The organism is Ensifer sp. LC384 (assembly GCF_001695865.1).
GTDB lineage: Bacteria > Pseudomonadota > Alphaproteobacteria > Rhizobiales > Rhizobiaceae > Ensifer.
Genome location: NZ_MBST01000034.1, coordinates 36767 through 52021, shown reverse-complemented (window position 1 = coordinate 52021; position 15255 = coordinate 36767). Strand labels below are relative to the sequence as shown.

At 63.2% G+C, this 15255-nt stretch carries 14 protein-coding genes and 1 pseudogene; 5 read left to right on the top strand and 10 right to left on the bottom strand.

Annotated elements, in window-relative coordinates; translation table 11 throughout:
* Positions 1–42: 42 nt before the first annotated feature.
* From BC363_RS22240 to BC363_RS22230, 3 genes are all read right to left on the bottom strand, one after another.
* Positions 43–1641, bottom strand: a complete 1599-nt coding sequence (locus BC363_RS22240) for an L-aspartate oxidase (protein WP_065787285.1) — start codon at positions 1639–1641, stop codon at positions 43–45.
* A gap of 55 nt (positions 1642–1696) precedes the next feature.
* On the bottom strand, positions 1697–2776 hold the full coding sequence (nadA, locus tag BC363_RS22235; RefSeq protein WP_065787286.1) for a quinolinate synthase NadA: 1080 nt from the start codon (positions 2774–2776) through the stop codon (positions 1697–1699).
* Positions 2777–2946: 170 nt separating this feature from the next.
* Positions 2947–4185: an MFS transporter gene (locus tag BC363_RS22230; RefSeq protein ID WP_065787287.1), complete on the bottom strand. Its 1239-nt coding sequence runs from the start codon at positions 4183–4185 to the stop codon at positions 2947–2949.
* Positions 4186–4380: 195 nt separating this feature from the next.
* Here BC363_RS22230 and BC363_RS34650 point away from each other — a divergent pair.
* Positions 4381–4530, top strand: a pseudogene (locus BC363_RS34650) (phytanoyl-CoA dioxygenase); the annotation flags it as partial.
* Positions 4531–4559: 29 nt separating this feature from the next.
* Here the strand turns inward: BC363_RS34650 and BC363_RS22225 are convergent.
* The 5 genes from BC363_RS22225 to recO all read right to left on the bottom strand — a co-directional run bounded on the left by BC363_RS22225 (position 4560) and on the right by recO (position 10521).
* The gene (locus BC363_RS22225; RefSeq protein WP_065787288.1) at positions 4560–5411 is read right to left on the bottom strand and encodes an MOSC domain-containing protein; all 852 of its coding nucleotides are present in this window, start codon (positions 5409–5411) and stop codon (positions 4560–4562) included.
* A gap of 99 nt (positions 5412–5510) precedes the next feature.
* On the bottom strand, positions 5511–6167 hold the full coding sequence (locus BC363_RS22220) for an HD domain-containing protein (RefSeq protein WP_065787289.1): 657 nt from the start codon (positions 6165–6167) through the stop codon (positions 5511–5513).
* Positions 6168–6176: 9 nt separating this feature from the next.
* The gene (locus BC363_RS22215; RefSeq protein WP_065787290.1) at positions 6177–8996 is read right to left on the bottom strand and encodes a DUF2339 domain-containing protein; all 2820 of its coding nucleotides are present in this window, start codon (positions 8994–8996) and stop codon (positions 6177–6179) included.
* A 204-nt stretch (positions 8997–9200) separates the two neighbouring features.
* Positions 9201–9710 carry a PaaI family thioesterase gene (locus BC363_RS22210; RefSeq protein ID WP_065787291.1) on the bottom strand — a complete coding sequence of 170 codons (510 nt, stop codon included), beginning with the start codon at positions 9708–9710 and terminating at the stop codon, positions 9201–9203.
* A 64-nt stretch (positions 9711–9774) separates the two neighbouring features.
* Positions 9775–10521 (bottom strand): DNA repair protein RecO, encoded by a 747-nt coding sequence (gene recO, locus BC363_RS22205; protein WP_065787356.1) that lies wholly within the window; start codon positions 10519–10521, stop codon positions 9775–9777.
* 236 nt (positions 10522–10757) lie between these two features.
* Here recO and BC363_RS22200 point away from each other — a divergent pair, with 236 nt between their 5' ends.
* Entirely contained in the window at positions 10758–11495 is a 738-nt protein-coding gene (locus tag BC363_RS22200) for a L,D-transpeptidase (RefSeq protein ID WP_065787292.1), read from the top strand.
* Between the two features lie 15 nt (positions 11496–11510).
* Here the strand turns inward: BC363_RS22200 and BC363_RS22195 are convergent, their stop codons facing one another.
* Both BC363_RS22195 and BC363_RS22190 read right to left on the bottom strand, forming a co-directional pair.
* A complete protein-coding gene (locus BC363_RS22195) occupies positions 11511–11867 on the bottom strand; it encodes a glyoxalase/bleomycin resistance/dioxygenase family protein (RefSeq protein WP_065787293.1) in 357 nt (118 codons plus the stop codon).
* Between the two features lie 13 nt (positions 11868–11880).
* Positions 11881–12363, bottom strand: a complete 483-nt coding sequence (locus BC363_RS22190) for an SRPBCC domain-containing protein (RefSeq protein WP_065787294.1) — start codon at positions 12361–12363, stop codon at positions 11881–11883.
* Positions 12364–12412: 49 nt separating this feature from the next.
* Between BC363_RS22190 and BC363_RS22185 the strand changes: the two genes are divergently transcribed.
* From BC363_RS22185 to rkpK, 3 genes are all read left to right on the top strand, one after another.
* Positions 12413–12745, top strand: coding sequence for a metalloregulator ArsR/SmtB family transcription factor (locus BC363_RS22185; protein ID WP_065787295.1), 333 nt, complete (start codon positions 12413–12415; stop codon positions 12743–12745).
* 69 nt (positions 12746–12814) lie between these two features.
* Positions 12815–13858: an NAD-dependent epimerase gene (locus tag BC363_RS22180; protein WP_065787296.1), complete on the top strand. Its 1044-nt coding sequence runs from the start codon at positions 12815–12817 to the stop codon at positions 13856–13858.
* Between the two features lie 79 nt (positions 13859–13937).
* On the top strand, positions 13938–15251 hold the full coding sequence (rkpK, locus tag BC363_RS22175; RefSeq protein ID WP_065787297.1) for a UDP-glucose 6-dehydrogenase: 1314 nt from the start codon (positions 13938–13940) through the stop codon (positions 15249–15251).
* Positions 15252–15255 lie beyond the last annotated feature (4 nt).

Below are 15255 nucleotides of genomic sequence, written 5' to 3'. Positions count from 1 at the left end.
CTGTTTGTATTCTCAACTGCGGCGGCCATGACGACGTCACCGTCAGGCCGTTTCGGTTTCCGTGACTTCAGCCGCCACGCGGTTCGCCTCGGAAAGCGTCAGGTAGGTGCGGCGACGCCATTCCGGCTGCTCCGACGGGCAATCGGCGCGGTAGTGGCCGCCGCGGCTCTCGGCGCGGCGAAGGGCGCCAACCGCGATCAGCTTGGCGGTGGTCAGGATGTTAGTAAAGCGCATGCGCGCATTGTCGCGCTCGAGCGCCGAGATCTCGCGGATCGCCCGCAGCAGACTTTCGCGCGTCCTGACGACGCCGACGCAATCGCTCATCAGCCCACGCAGGACCGTGAGCTGCGGGCTGTCTTCCACCGTAACCGGGTCGTCGTTTTCGCCGGCATTGTCGCCCCATTGGGTGAGCTGCGGCGTCGGCAGGGTACCCTTGATGTTTTCCGCGATGCGGGCCGCAAAGACCACCGCTTCAAGCAGCGAATTGGAAGCGAGGCGATTGGCGCCGTGCACGCCGGTCGACGTCACTTCGCCCGCTGCCCAAAGGCCGTCGATCGAGGTGCGGCCCTCGGCATCGGTGAGGACGCCGCCCATATGGTAATGCACCGCCGGCACGACCGGAATCGGTTGCGTTACCGGATTGATGCCGGCACCGATGCAGGAGGCGTAGACCGTCGGGAACATCTCCGGGAAATGCTTGCCGACCGCCTTGGTGCAATCAAGAAACGCGCCGCGCCCGGCCTGAACCTCGGCGAACACGCCGCGCGAAACGATGTCGCGCGGGGCAAGCTCGCCGTCCGGGTGAATGTCGAGCATGAAGCGGCGCCCGGCCGCATTGATCAGCAGGGCGCCATCGCCGCGCAATGCCTCGGTCGCAAGCGGCGCCGGGTCCTTGCCGATGTTGATGGCGGTCGGGTGGAACTGGACGAATTCCGGATCGGCGATGATCGCCCCTGCCCGTGCCGCCATGCCGAGACCCTGGCCGCAGGCTTCCCAAGGGTTGGTCGTCACCGCATAGAGGTGGCCGATGCCACCGGAGCACAGAACCACGGCCCGCGCCGGGAACGAAACGCGCTTCTTCGACTGGCCGGCATCCGGCCTGGCGATGACGCCGGAGATGAAGCGGCCTTCACGCACCAGCTCTTCGACCACATAGCCTTCGATCACGCGGATCGACGGGGTGTTGCGCACGGCCGTAATAAGCGCTTCCATGATCGCCTTGCCGGCCATGTCGCCCTTGACGCGCACGATGCGACGCTCGGAATGGGCGGCTTCGCGCGACAGGATCAACTTGCCTTCGAGGTCGCGGTCGAAGGGAACGCCATATTCCAGCAGGTCATGGATGCGCGCCGGGCCTTCAGCCACCATCATGCGCGTCATCTTCTCGTCGACGATGCCGGCGCCCGCCGTCAACGTGTCGGCGACATGCTTTTCGAAAGTGTCGCCGGGGCTCATCGCCGCGGCGATACCGCCCTGCGCCCAGGCGGACGAGGCGCCGTGGCCGATCGGGGCGGCGGCGAGAATGGTAACCGGCCGGGGGCTGAGCTTCAACGCGCAGAAGAGGCCTGCAAGGCCGCCGCCGACGATGACGATATCGTCAATCCCATTGAAGGATTGCGGGCGAAAATGATCTCTCAGCATGGTGCGGCTCTCCTCCAGCGCATGCTTGTATGCCGGGCCTTTCGGCCGGCAGGTGTTATTGCTTGAGGTTGACCATGCGTTCGACTGCAAGGCGGGCCCGATCGGCGATCGCCGGATCGACCAGAACCTCTTCCGTCATGCTGAGCAGGCTGTCGAGGATCTTCGGCAGCGTGATGCGCTTCATATGCGGACAGAGGTTGCAGGGCTTGACGAACTCGACGCCCTCGATCTCGGCCTGGATGTTCGACGCCATCGAGCATTCGGTGACGAGCAGCACCTTCGAGGGGCGATTGTCCTTGACGTAGTTGATCATGCCGGATGTCGAGCCGGCGAAATCGCAGACGGCGATCACATCCGGGTGGCACTCGGGATGGCCGATGATTTCGATGCCCGGATTGGCTTCCTTGTATGCCAGCAGTTCGGCGGCCGTGAAGCGCTCGTGCACCTCGCAGTGCCCCTTCCAGGTCAGGATCTTCTTGTTGGTCTGGCGCGCGACATTCATGGCCAGATATTCGTCCGGGATGCACAGCACCGTGTCCGATGCGAAGCTCTCAACGACCGCAAGCACGTTCGAAGAAGTGCAGCAGATGTCCGTCTCGGCCTTCACGTCGGCGGAGGTGTTGACATAGGTAACGACGGGAACACCGGGGTAGCGCTGCTTCAGCAACCGCACGTCCGCCCCGGTGATCGATTCCGACAGCGAGCAGCCGGCCTTGCCGTCCGGGATCAGCACCGTCTTTTCCGGGCTCAACAGCTTGGAGGTCTCGGCCATGAAGTGAACGCCGCACTGGATGATGATCTCGGCATCGACCTTGCTGGCGTCACGCGCAAGCTGCAGCGAGTCGCCGACGATGTCGGCGACGCAATGGAAGATATCCGGGGTCTGGTAGTTGTGCGCGAGGATGACGGCGTTGCGTTCTTTCTTCAGCCGGTTGACGGCGTGAACGTAAGGCGCATAGACCGGCCACTCGATCGCCGGAATGAAGTCCTTCACCTTCTCGTAGAGGTGCTCGGTCTCGCGCGCGACTGCCGGCGTAAAGGCAAGTTCGGGTCTTTCGATGATGCCGAAGCGCTGGGCTGCGCTTGCAAGAACCGGGTTCGCCACGGCTTGCGTGCGGGAATCAAGGCGCGTCATCGAGATCTCCTCTCCGCCCCTCTCTCGGGCGACTCATCAATTATGCTCAAATTGAGCATAATTGAACCAAAACAAAAGCGGCAAAGCCGCATGGGTTGATTTAGAAAGTTTTGTGACAGATTTCAAGAACGGAACGTCGCATTTCCCGACGTTCCGTTCTTGCATTGACTTCAGGCCGTGGCCGGCCGGGGAACGGCTTTCTCTTCGATCGGCCAATGAACGACGGCGGCAAACAGGCCGAGCGCCACACCCAGCCACCACACCGGATCATTGGAGCCGAAGTGGTCGTAGAGGTAGCCACCCATCCAGACGCCCAGGAACGAGCCCACCTGGTGCGAGAGAAAGACGATGCCGCCGAGCAGGCCAAGATGGCGCGTGCCGAACATGACGACAACGAGCGCGTTGGTCGGCGGCACGGTCGAAAGCCAGAGCAAGCCCATGACGATCGCAAAGATAATGACCGAGGTCGGCGATTGCGGCAGCAGCAGGAATGCGGTGACGGCGACCGACCGGGCAATGTAGATCAGTGCCAGGAAATAGGGCTTGGAATAATGCTGGCCGATGAAGCCGGCCGACAGCGAGCCGATGATGTTGAAGAACCCGATCAGCGCCAGCGCGATCACCGCATAGCGGGCGTCGATGCCGATGTCGCCGATATAGGCGGGAAAATGCGCGGTGATGAAGGCCACCTGATAGCCGCAGACGAAAAAGCCCGAGACCAGCAGGAGATAGCTCTTGTGACCGAGCGCCTCCTTCAGCGCCTCGCCGATCGACTGCTTGTACTGCGCTTCGGACTGGATGCCGGAGGACGAGTTTCCGCGCAACGGAATAGCAAAGAGCGGCACGAGCAACATCAGCACGCCGAGATAGACAAGGCTGTCGGACCAGCCATAGGCGGAGATCAGCCCTTGGCTCAGCGGCGCGAACAGGAACATGCCGGCCGAACCCGCCGCCGTACAGATGCCGAAGGCCATGGAGCGCTGATGCGGCGTGACGTTGCGGGCGAATGCGGACAGCAGAATGCCGAACGAGCCGGAGCCGACGGCCATGCCGATCAGGACACCTCCGCCGACGTGCAACCAGATTGGCGCATTGGCATGGGCCATGATGAACAGGCCCGAGGCGTAGAGAAGCCCCGACATGGTCAGTACGCGCCAGGTGCCGAACTTGTCTGCGATCGCGCCGAAGAAGGGCTGGCTCAGCCCCCAGCAGAGGTTCTGCAACGCCATTGCCAGACCGAAGGTCGTGCGGTCCCAGCCGGTCTCAGCCAGCATCGGCAACTGGAAGAAGCCCATCGCCGAGCGCGGACCGAAGGTGAGCATCGCAACGATCGAGCCTGCCGCAATGATCAACCAGGGCATTTCCCGGCGGGCGCTCGACGGTGCGGCTGCACCGGATACAACGGACATGGATCTTCTCCAATTGAGGTGCGGCGATCCTACGCGGCAGCTAAAACAGATAAAAGCCAATTAAATTGACGACGCGATCACCGGAATTGATAGGGCGGGAAGCCCCTCATCTGGCCCTGAGAAACCGTTGGCGAAACTGGCGTGGGGTCATACTTTTCTGGGCCTTGAACTGGCGGTTGAAATTGGCGATCGAGCGAAGAGCGCGTGCGGCTCTGGCGGGAGCTCGACCATCCGAAACGCGACGCTTTTCCCGGCGACCCGCGCGAATGGGAGAAGCACAACGCCACACCCGCCAACCTGTCAGACCTCGGGGCGAAGCTGCTCGGCGTCACGCCCTGGTTCTGAGACAGAGACTATAAGCGGCTTCCGCCTTCTCAGGCGGAGGCGCGCACCTTCATCGGCCAACGCTCCTGGCGCCGGCCAATAATCCGGGCCTCGTCGCCGAGCTTCAATGTGCCCTCGCCGCGCGGCACGACATTCCAACCGAACAGTACGCCCGCCACGCGACGGTCGGCCGACATGCGCTTTTCAGCTAGGCCCTGGATCGGATTGCCGCCGATGCGCTCGCCGGTAATCTGGTCCTGGGTGGTCATGATGCAGCGGGCGCAGGGCTTGACGAAATCGAAGCGGATGCCGCCGATCTCCAGGCTCTCCCAGAAATCCTCGTCCCAAGCCTCGTCGCAATCGAGCAGGATGTTAGTGCGGAAACGGTCCATTCCGACGGGCTCCTGCCCTTTCTCCACCAGCGTACGATTTAGATCGGCAAGGGAGCCTGTGGTGGTGATCAGCAGCGGAAAGCCATCGGCAAAACCGACGGGCGCTGCCGTTCCGGCCCATTCGGCACCGACGAAGCGCTCCGCCGACGCGTCCATATGGGCAAGCTTGACGGGCCGGCCGAACCAGCCCGACAGCGTCTCGTTTGCCACATCGTCGGCCACCGCCGCATCGACGTCGCTTGCCCAGACCCGAACGTCGAGCCGCTGGTCGGGATCGAAGCGCACCGAAAGCGCCTTGTCACCCATCGTCAGACGCACACCGCCATCGATGTGGCTTGCCTCGACCTGCGCCAGCACCTGCAGTTCGCGCTGGGTGATGAAGCGCCCATCAGGCTCAACGAGCATGAAACGACGGTCGCCCTCGAAGCCATCAAGGTTGACGGTGATCGTTTCAAGCGGGATCGCTCGGCCGCTCTTCAGCGGATGAATGTTCAGTCCGGTCACCTTCATCGAAACGCTCCCCGTTCAGAAATTGATTCAGGCCGTTGGCGATCTGATTCACCGGACGGCGGCAATGGATTGAAATGCTTATACCAACCTGCGCTGGTATTAGATTTCATCCAGCATCATGGCAAGCACATCGCGCAGCCGTTGCTGGCGTTCGAGCGCCAGCCTGCGACCGGCAGCCGTCTGAAATCCATCGGCCAGCTTGAACAGCTTGGTCTCGAAATGATCGATGGCAAAGGCCTTGTCGTCGAGTTCCCGATCCTCGGCCAGCGGGTCGAGCGGATCGTAGAGGCCGCTGCCCATGCGCCCGGCGATATAGAAGCAGCGGGCAGCCCCGACCATACCGATTGCATCCAGCCGGTCGGCATCCTGCAGAATCCTCGCCTCGATCGTCTCAGGCGCGATGTTGGCGGAAAAGCTGTGAGTGAGGATCGCATGGGCCACGGACGATATGTCTCCCGCCGACCAACCGAGATCCCGCAGGATGCCGGCCGCTTTCTCGGCCGCAAGCCTGGAGGCCTGTGTGCGATGCGGCGAGTTCTTTTCGACAGAAACACAATCATGCAGCAGCACGGCCGCGGCAAGCACGTCTTCGTCGCCGCCCTCTTCGGCATGGATCCGGGCGGCGTTCTTCCAGACGCGTATCAGGTGGGATGCATCGTGTGAACCGTCGTCCGCCGCAAAAGCGTGCGGCAGGAGAACGGCGGCGAGGTCGGCATGCGGCGCGAATGCCGCCGCCAGCGCAGTATTGCGTGTCATGGCGTCAACCTATTGCGGCTGTGTCGGCGCGGCAGACGGTTGCCGCGTCGTGCCGACGCCCGACAGGATCTTCTGGTAGAACAGCCCGATGCCGATCAAGACGCCGCCGAGCCCGATGAAGGAGAGCGCACGCAGGAAGCCTTCGAGATTGGACATGTCGATCAGGAAGACCTTCAGGACGGCGATGAAGACGAGCACGGCCGAGGCGATGCGAATGCTCTTGGCATTGAAGCGCGAGCCAAGCACCAGCAACAGGACGCCGAGCACCAGCCAGACGACCGAATAGGTGTAGGTCTCGCCCTGCAGGAAGCCTTTCCAGTCCACGACGTTCTCCCCCTGCCAGAGGCGGCGGACCGAAAGCGTTGCCCATGCGAAAGCGAGGATCGCGCCGCTGACGGCGAGCGCCATGACATAGGGCAGCGGGCGCTTGCCGCGCGCATACCAGGCGAGGCCGGCATAGCCGATGCCTGGCAGAAGATAGCCGATCAGAAGCAGGTCGAAGAACGGGATGGCCCCCAAGAGCTCGCCACTGAAATAGGGATTGAGCCCGAAGAGATGCGCTGAGAGAACCGAGAGCATCGACAACACGCCGAGCCCCATGCCGCCATAGCGGAAGACAGGGCTTGGCGACTTCATGTCGAGCGTCATGAACACACCCGAAGCGCCGATCGCCAGCAACGTATAGATCGACTGCTCGCCAAGTGTCGGCACGGCACTGTCGAGCACGCCGCCGTTCATGGCATGGCGAACGAGGATCGCCAGCGTCAACAGCACGAAGAGGCTCGCCAGGGCCTGCAGCAGGTTGCGCACGCGCACATCCGGCCAGGATCGGACGAGATAGGCGGCAGCGACAAGCAGCAGGGCGGGAATGCCATAGCCCGGCAACAGCGCGTTAAATACCGGCGTGGCGCCGAGGCTTTCCGCACCGACGATCGTCGGCTCCCAGCCGACGCGGCCGAGAACGACGATCGCCGCAGCACCCGTCATCCAGGGCAGGATCGGCCAAGCCCGAACGCGGGTCGCTGCGGCATAGGCGGCTCCAAGCAGCGCGATCGCCAGAGTGGTGACGAGACCATCGGTCCAGGCGTGCAAGGCAATGACGAAGAGCGCGAAGGAACCGCCGACGAGAAGGCTCGCGGCGATATCCAGACCTTGCGTTTCGCCATCACGGCGATAGAGCCAATCGGCCAGTGCCAGCAGACCACCACCGACGACGAGCGCGAAAAGGCCGTGCGGCAGATCGAAGGCGTAGTTGCCGGTCATCAGGAACGACATCGTGGTGAGAGCAACCGGGACGACGGCGGCAACGCCGGCCCAGAGGATTGCGAACTGCGAGTGTTCACGCAGGCGGCGGACGAGCACGAATGCACCGAACAGCACGAACAGCGTTGCCAGCAGCAAGGCCGTTAGTGTCGCGGTCCGGCTCGGCAGAACGATCTCCGGCGCAACGCCGGCGAGTGAGGAATCGAGATAGGCAAGCACGCCGCTCAGCGCCGTCAGGCTGGCGGTGCCGGCGATCGCGCCGAGGGCGGAAAGAAGTGCCGGGTAGACGGCATTGGTCCGCCATGCGCCGAGCGCGGCAAGGGCCGCGACCACGACGAAGAACTCCTTGACGGGGTAGTTCACGGCGCTGACGGCCGGGCTGATGAAGATCAGCGCAAGCACGGTCGCGGCGACGGCGGCGGAAACGCTGATCGCGGCATAGGCCGGCGTGAAGAGTTTCTCCCAGGGGCCGGCGACCGCAACCGGGCGTGTCGTCTCGGGCAACCGCTCGTCGGGCATCTCCGTGTCCGCCGCACCCGGCCAGACCAGCCCGACACCCAGGATCATCACCAGCAGCGCAAAGGCGACCGGCAGCGCGTCGAAGGGCGATACGGCGGTGACATAGGCAAGCCCCCAAAGACCGATGCCGACATTGGCGAGCGTCGGCACCACCATCCAACGCCGCAACCGCGACGCCAGCAGCGTCGCCAGCCAGACGACCGACAGGAAGCCGAAGAGAACCCAGGGGCGCGGCTCATCGCTCGATACCAGCAACGGCGTGATCAGCGAGGCGAGCAGGCCGAGACCAGCCAGCGCCTGCCCATGCAGGAGCGACAGGCCGACGGTTGCAAGCGAAATCATCGCCAACAGCACGAAGGCCGTCGCCGTGCCGATGAAGCCATAGATGTCATAGGCCGCGTAGGCGACGCCGAAGAGCGTGACGGCGCCGGCGGCAGTCAGAATGCCGGGGATCATCGCATTCTGGAATTCGTTGGCGATAACAGGCACCGCGCGGCGGCGAATGACCTCGCCGGCAACGGCCAAGAGCAGGCCGAAGAACGCCGCCAGCGTCAGCCGGACGGCGGGGCTCAGAAGGCCGGCGTCGATCGAGTACGTGACCATGAAGACGCCACCGAGCGCCAGCGCGACGCCACCGACCCAGACTGCCCAGCGAGCGCCGAGACGGCTTTCCAGACTTTCAGCCTGCCGCGGCTGTCTCGTGTCGGCGGTGGTCGCCTCGACGCTCGCCGCCACATCAGATGCGGTTTCGGCCCCAGCCGGTTCGGCATCGCCGAAGATCCTCGCCCCTTCGCGAGCACTCGCCGACAGCCCTTCGACGCCTTCGTCATCGTCGATCGCCGCATCGGCGGACCGTTCAGCAATGCCGGCAGCCCGCTCCGAAGCTACATCGCCTTCCGGCGGTGCGAGGCCGACCGTCGCGGTCAACCGCGCGATCTCCTTCTTGAGCGCGGCGACTTCGCTGTCCAACCGCGCTGCTGTCTTCCTGCCGCCGAAAAAGGCGGAGAGCGCCAGAGCAAAAGCGACTAAGGCAATAACTTCAATCATGTTTTCCCCTGGCGGCAATATTCGCAGGCCGACCGCGACCATACAGATTTTTGCGCGACCGCCCAATGCATAGACGGTTGAGAACCGCGATCTCTTCGCGGAAATGTATAAGTTTCATTCGCGCGATGTGCGGGCGTCGCGACGGGCGAGCATGGGCGGCCGACGATCGTTGTCGTGTCGAAGGAAGGGCGGTGCGACCGGTCGTTATCGGCGCAGATTGTCGATCGGGAAGATCGCACAGGTCTCCGTTCCATGCGCCAGAAGCTTGCCGCCAGCATCGCGCAACCAGGCCTCCGATGTGGCGATGGTTCGGCCACGGTGAACGATCTTGCCCTCGCAGAAGACTTCGCCCATGCCGGGCAGCAAGGGCCGCACCAGGTGCACCTTGAATTCGACGGTGGTATAGGCTTCGCCCGGCTTCAGCATAGTGAAGACCGCGCACCCGAGCGCCGAATCCATCACCGTCGCCGTCCAGCCGCCATGCACGGTTCCGAGCGGATTGCGATGCTCATCGGTCGGCAGCCCCTTGAAGACCACCCGGCCCTCCTCGACCTCGGTCAGGCCGAACTTGAGCGTCGCCGACATCGGCGGCGCCGGCAGGTCGCCCTTCAACAGGTCCTGCATGACCTTGAGCCCGCCATCGCGCGCGACGCGATCCAGCGGAAGCACACCGATGCTGGATACGGGCATGCCGGGGAAAAGCTCTTGAAACATAGAAAACTCCTTTGGGGTGTCGCAGCTCCCTTTACGCGCGCCATTGGACGCGCTGCGCTGCAGATCATGCAGCGGAAGAGGAAGGCCTCAATGCCTTCAGCGCCGCGTTGACGAAACCATCGCGCGCGGACGAAACCTTGAGGCCGCGCGGCTCATAGACATGGCGATTGAGAAAGAAGGCCGTCAGGCGGAAGGCTGCGGCAAGGCTGTCATAGTCGGCCGCACTTCGTGCCTCGACGGCGAGAAATTCCGGCAGCACGAGCATGCGGTCGGCATAGGGCATTCCCGCCGCGCGGCAGACGGCGCGGCCAGACTTCGGCGATACATAGGCCAGATCGTCGCGCGCGCCGGTCGCCGCGCATTCGGTGAGATCGAGCCCAAAGCCAAGATCGTTCAACACCGCGAGCTCGAAGCGCACGAACAGCTCACCAGCGTCGGCCGGATCCTCGAGGTGATCGACAATGACGGCCAGCGCCTCATAGAGATGGGGATGCGGATCGCGCTCCGGCAGCAGGCGCAGCAGCGCGCCAAGCGCCTGGATGCCATAGACTGATGTAGCCGTCTCCATCAGCCGCGCCGCCCGGAGTTCGAGCGGTTCGATGCGAAACTCGCCCATATGCTCATCAAGCCGTGCCCGCCAGGTCAATTCGACGGTATTTCCCGGCTGAAGGACAGGCTGCATGGCCCGCGAACGGCCGGACCGCACCATGCCGAGATGCCGCCCCCGGGACGCAGTCATGACTTCGGCGATGGCCGAGCTTTCGCCGTGCCGCCTGATCCCGAGAATGATGCCCTGATCGCTCCATTGCATGAAAAAGGCATACACCCGCGACGGAAAGCGGATCAAGCGATGATGCCCACACGGCATCGGGATGAAGCGCTTTCGTGCCGTCATGCGAACTGTCGCCTTTCGGCTACACTCGCCGATTGCCTCAATTTCGCCATGCTCGCGCCTCCCCGGGGCCATGTTCGGCGTTAGAACGGCGATACACGGCGGCAACGTCCGCTCCTTCCCGAAATGCAATCAGCAGGAACATTGACCCGATTATGTGTGTGTCCCGGAACAGCGCCGGTCGCTTGGCGCAGCTCTTCGCCCTTCTTCTCGCCACGTCCACGCTCGCAGGCTGCGTGACCAGCGGCGGACCGGCGAAGCCGAAGGGACCCGATCCCTACTATGTCGCGATGTACGGGCCGAAGCCGGAAGAAAAGTTTCCGCTCGACGCCATCGATATCAGCAAGGTCGACCAGCGCTATCTGCGCCAGCAGGTCGCCTACGCGACCCACGAGCCGCCGGGCACCATCGTGATCGACACGCAGAATCGTTTCCTCTACCTGGTCCAGGACGGGGGCATGGCGATGCGCTACGGCATCGGCGTCGGCAAGGCCGGCCTGGAGTTCGAAGGCGAAGCCCGGATCGGCCGCAAGGCCGAATGGCCGCGCTGGACACCGACCTCCAGCATGGTCGCGCGCGAACCGGAGCGCTACGGCCCGCTCGCCGGCGGCATGGAGCCGGGCGTGCGCAATCCGCTTGGGCCCCGCGCGCTCTATCTCTTCCAGGGCGATCGCGACACCTTGTTCCGCATCCACGGCACCACCGAGGCCTGGTCGATCGGCAAGGCGGTTTCGAGCGGCTGTATCCGGCTCTTCAACCCAGATATCATCGACCTTTACAGCCGCGTGCCGACGGATTCGCGCGTCGTCGTGCAGCAGGCGGAAGCGCCGATAAGCGCGACGCTCGCCCCGATGTCGGCGCCGGCAAACGCCGGCGAGCCGCTGGCCTACTGACCCGGCGCCGGACGCCTACCAGGCATCCGGCGTACGCACCATGTGCACGATGTTGGCCGGATTCATGATCCAGCCGCCGCGAAAACCTTCACCGAGATCTTCGACCGCGTCGCAGCGCACGACGCCTTTTTCGGCAAGCCCGCCGAGTGCCGCCTCATGGTCGTCGGTGAAGAGTTCGAGCCACACCTCCGCCTGGCTGTAATTCGGCGCCTCGTCGATCCACAGCCTGTTGGGGCCGAGGATGAAACCCTTGGCCGGCGCCTTCTTGTCGAAAGGCTCGAGCCCGACGGTGTCGCGGTAGAAGGCGACGACCGCCTCATACTGATGTGACGGAACCTTCATCGCGATATTGATACCGCCCGTGATGGTCATGGCATGAACTCCCTTAGAGTTGCGGTTCCGTCGCCGGCTGGCCGGACAATTCGCTGACATAATAGCCCTGGCGTAGATTGATTCCGTATTCGAGCCAGGCCTTCATGCAGGCCAGCATCTGCGACCAACCCTCGCAATTCATGTACGAGCTCTTCTGTCCCCGCGCGTTCTCGCGCCAGCCGGTCTCGGCGATCGTCACCATGGTTGCGCCATCGTCGAGAGACTTGAAGCGCATCTCGACCTTGGTGCGATAGGGCTCCTCCCCTTTCTCCACCATGGCATCCCAGCGAAGGACGATAAGCTCGGGGGGCTCCACCGCCTCGACCTCAATCGGCACATTGCCCCACCAGGTGACGGTTGTGCCGGCAACGAGCGGCCCGCTGACCCCACCAAGGGTGACGAAGTATTTGCTGATCTGGTCCGGATTGACGACCGCATCGAAAACCTCGGCGACAGGCCGGTCGATGCGTCCATTCACACGAAATTCGAAAGACATGATCTCTCCTCCCATTGTGCTGCCATAGCATATGTTATAAAAATATAACATGTCAACCGATTCGAAAGACGACTTGATTTTCAAGGCGCTTGCCAACAGCCTGCGCCGGCAGATCCTCGACGCCCTCAGGGATGAGCCGAAGACGACCGGCATGCTATGTGAACAGTTTTCCAGCCTAGATCGCTGCACCGTCATGCAGCACCTGAAGGTTCTCGAAGAGGCCGACCTGGTGCTCGTCCAGCGCGAAGGCCGCGAGCGCTGGAACCACCTCAACGCCATGCCGATCCAGGCTATCCACAATCGCTGGATCAGCCAGTATGCCGGTCACGCGATGTCGGTGCTTTCCGCCTTGCAGCAAGGGCTCGGCGGCCCCTCGGAGTGACGGTTTCGGCTTTCCATTGCCCTGCTTTCTTCGTATGAACGCGCGACAACGCAATCTGGGGATATCGTCTTGCGCTACCTCATTACCGGCACGGCCGGTTTCATCGGTTTTCATCTTGCAAAGCGATTGATCGACGAGGGGCATTTCGTCGTCGGCTTCGACGGCATGACGCCCTACTACGATGTGACGCTCAAGGAACAGCGACACGCCATCCTCGCCCGCTCGAACGGCTTCAAGGCGGTCGTCGGCATGCTGGAAGACCGGGATGCGCTGAACCACGCCGCAGATTTGGCCGAGCCGGAAGTCATTATCCACCTGGCAGCGCAGGCGGGCGTTCGCTACAGCCTGGAAAACCCCAAAGCCTATGTCGATTCCAACCTCATCGGCTCCTGGAACATGCTGGAGCTGGCACGCGAGATCGGCCCAAAGCACCTGATGCTGGCCTCGACCTCATCGATCTACGGCGCCAATGAAAAAGTCCCGTTCGCCGAGACGGACCGGGCCGACGAGCCGATGACGATCTACGCAGCGACGAAGAAATCGATGGAGCTGATGGCGCACAGCTATGCCCATCTCTACAAGGTGCCGACGACGGCGTTCCGTTTCTTCACGGTCTATGGCCCCTGGGGTCGGCCCGACATGGCGCTGTTCAAGTTCATCGACGCCATCCACAACGACCGGCCGATCGACATTTACGGCGAAGGCCGCATGAGCCGTGACTTCACCTATATCGACGATCTCGTCGAAGGCATCCTCAGGCTTTCCCATGTCGTTCCCTCGGAGGAAAACCGGGTACCGCCCGAAAAGGCCGAGGACACGCTGTCGCGGCAGGCGCCGTTCCGTGTCGTCAACATTGGCGGCGGCCAGCCGGTGGAGCTGATGACCTTCATCGAGACGATCGAAAAGGCCGTCGGCCGCCCGGCACTTCGCAACCTGCTGCCGATGCAGCAGGGCGACGTGCCTCGCACCTACGCTTCTCCGGAACTGCTCGAGGCGCTCACCGATTTCAAGCCGTCGATTTCGGTGGAAGACGGCGTTACGCGCTTTGCGGCATGGTACGACGAATATTACGGTCCCCCAGAAAGGGCTGGCTCACCAGCCTTGCAAGACTGAGGCGCAGGCTGCATCCGGCAACGACCGCCGCAGCCGCACTTCTCCATAAGCGAAGCTCTCGCAACAAAAGGAAGAGCAGATGAAAGTCACGATGATCGGCGCCGGTTATGTCGGCCTTGTTTCCGGTGTGTGTTTTGCCGATTTCGGCCATGACGTGGTCTGTCTCGACAAGGACGAAAGCAAGATCGACGCCCTGATGCAGGGGCGCATCCCGATCTTCGAACCCGGTCTCGACCATCTTGTCGCGAGCAATGTCCAATCCGGCCGCCTGACGTTCACGACGGATCTCGTTGCGGCGGTCGCCGACAGCGACGTAATCTTCATCGCCGTCGGCACGCCGTCGCGGCGCGGCGACGGCCATGCCGATCTCTCCTATGTCTACGCCGCCGCGCGCGAGATCGCCGTCAACCTGAAGGGGTTCACCGTCATCGTGACGAAGTCGACGGTCCCGGTCGGCACCGGCGACGAGGTCGAGCGCATTATCCGCGAAACCAACCCGGACGCCGATTTCGCCGTGGTCTCCAATCCGGAATTCCTGCGCGAAGGTGCCGCCATCGAGGACTTCAAGCGCCCCGACCGCATCGTCATCGGCCTTGCCGACGATGATGCACGCGCGCGCGACGTCATGACCGAGGTCTACCGTCCGCTCTATCTCAACCAGGCGCCGCTGGTCTTCACCTCGCGCCGCACCTCCGAGCTGATCAAATACGCCGGCAATGCCTTCCTGGCGATGAAGATCACCTTCATCAACGAGATGGCCGACCTCTGCGAGAAGGTCGATGCCAACGTCCAGGACGTCGCCCGCGGCATCGGCCTCGACGGCCGTATCGGCGCCAAATTCCTGCACGCCGGCCCGGGTTATGGCGGCTCCTGCTTCCCGAAGGACACGCTGGCGCTGGTCAAGACGGCCCAGGACTTCGACAGCCCCGTTCGTCTGGTCGAAACCACGGTCGCCATCAACGACAACCGCAAGCGCGCCATGGGTCGCAAGGTGATTGCCGCTGCCGGCGGCGATGTGCGCGGGCGCAAGGTTGCCGTTCTCGGCCTCACCTTCAAGCCGAACACCGACGACATGCGCGACAGCCCGGCCATAACAGTGGTCCAGACCCTGCAGGATGCCGGCGCCCATGTCATCGGCTACGATCCGGAAGGCATGGAAAACGCCAAGAAGCTGATCGACGGCATCGACTATGCCAACGACCCCTACGAGGCAGCCACAGAGGCTGACGTGCTCGTCATCGTCACCGAATGGAACGAGTTCCGCGCGCTCGACTTCCGCCGGTTGAAAGCCGTGATGAAAGGGCCGGTTCTGGTCGACCTTAGAAACATCTATCGCCCTGAGGAAGTGGCAAAGCATGGCTTTGCCTATGCCAGCGTCGGTCGGCCACATTGAGCGT

Coding starts and splice junctions, on each gene's coding strand:
- BC363_RS22240 (WP_065787285.1), bottom strand. CDS start 1,641: ATGCTGAGAGATCATTTTCGCCCGCAATCCTTCAATGGGATTGACGAT.
- nadA (WP_065787286.1), bottom strand. CDS start 2,776: ATGACGCGCCTTGATTCCCGCACGCAAGCCGTGGCGAACCCGGTTCTT.
- BC363_RS22230 (WP_065787287.1), bottom strand. CDS start 4,185: ATGTCCGTTGTATCCGGTGCAGCCGCACCGTCGAGCGCCCGCCGGGAA.
- BC363_RS22225 (WP_065787288.1), bottom strand. CDS start 5,411: ATGAAGGTGACCGGACTGAACATTCATCCGCTGAAGAGCGGCCGAGCG.
- BC363_RS22220 (WP_065787289.1), bottom strand. CDS start 6,167: ATGACACGCAATACTGCGCTGGCGGCGGCATTCGCGCCGCATGCCGAC.
- BC363_RS22215 (WP_065787290.1), bottom strand. CDS start 8,996: ATGATTGAAGTTATTGCCTTAGTCGCTTTTGCTCTGGCGCTCTCCGCC.
- BC363_RS22210 (WP_065787291.1), bottom strand. CDS start 9,710: ATGTTTCAAGAGCTTTTCCCCGGCATGCCCGTATCCAGCATCGGTGTG.
- recO (WP_065787356.1), bottom strand. CDS start 10,521: ATGCAATGGAGCGATCAGGGCATCATTCTCGGGATCAGGCGGCACGGC.
- BC363_RS22200 (WP_065787292.1), top strand. CDS start 10,758: ATGTGTGTGTCCCGGAACAGCGCCGGTCGCTTGGCGCAGCTCTTCGCC.
- BC363_RS22195 (WP_065787293.1), bottom strand. CDS start 11,867: ATGACCATCACGGGCGGTATCAATATCGCGATGAAGGTTCCGTCACAT.
- BC363_RS22190 (WP_065787294.1), bottom strand. CDS start 12,363: ATGTCTTTCGAATTTCGTGTGAATGGACGCATCGACCGGCCTGTCGCC.
- BC363_RS22185 (WP_065787295.1), top strand. CDS start 12,413: ATGTCAACCGATTCGAAAGACGACTTGATTTTCAAGGCGCTTGCCAAC.
- rkpK (WP_065787297.1), top strand. CDS start 13,938: ATGAAAGTCACGATGATCGGCGCCGGTTATGTCGGCCTTGTTTCCGGT.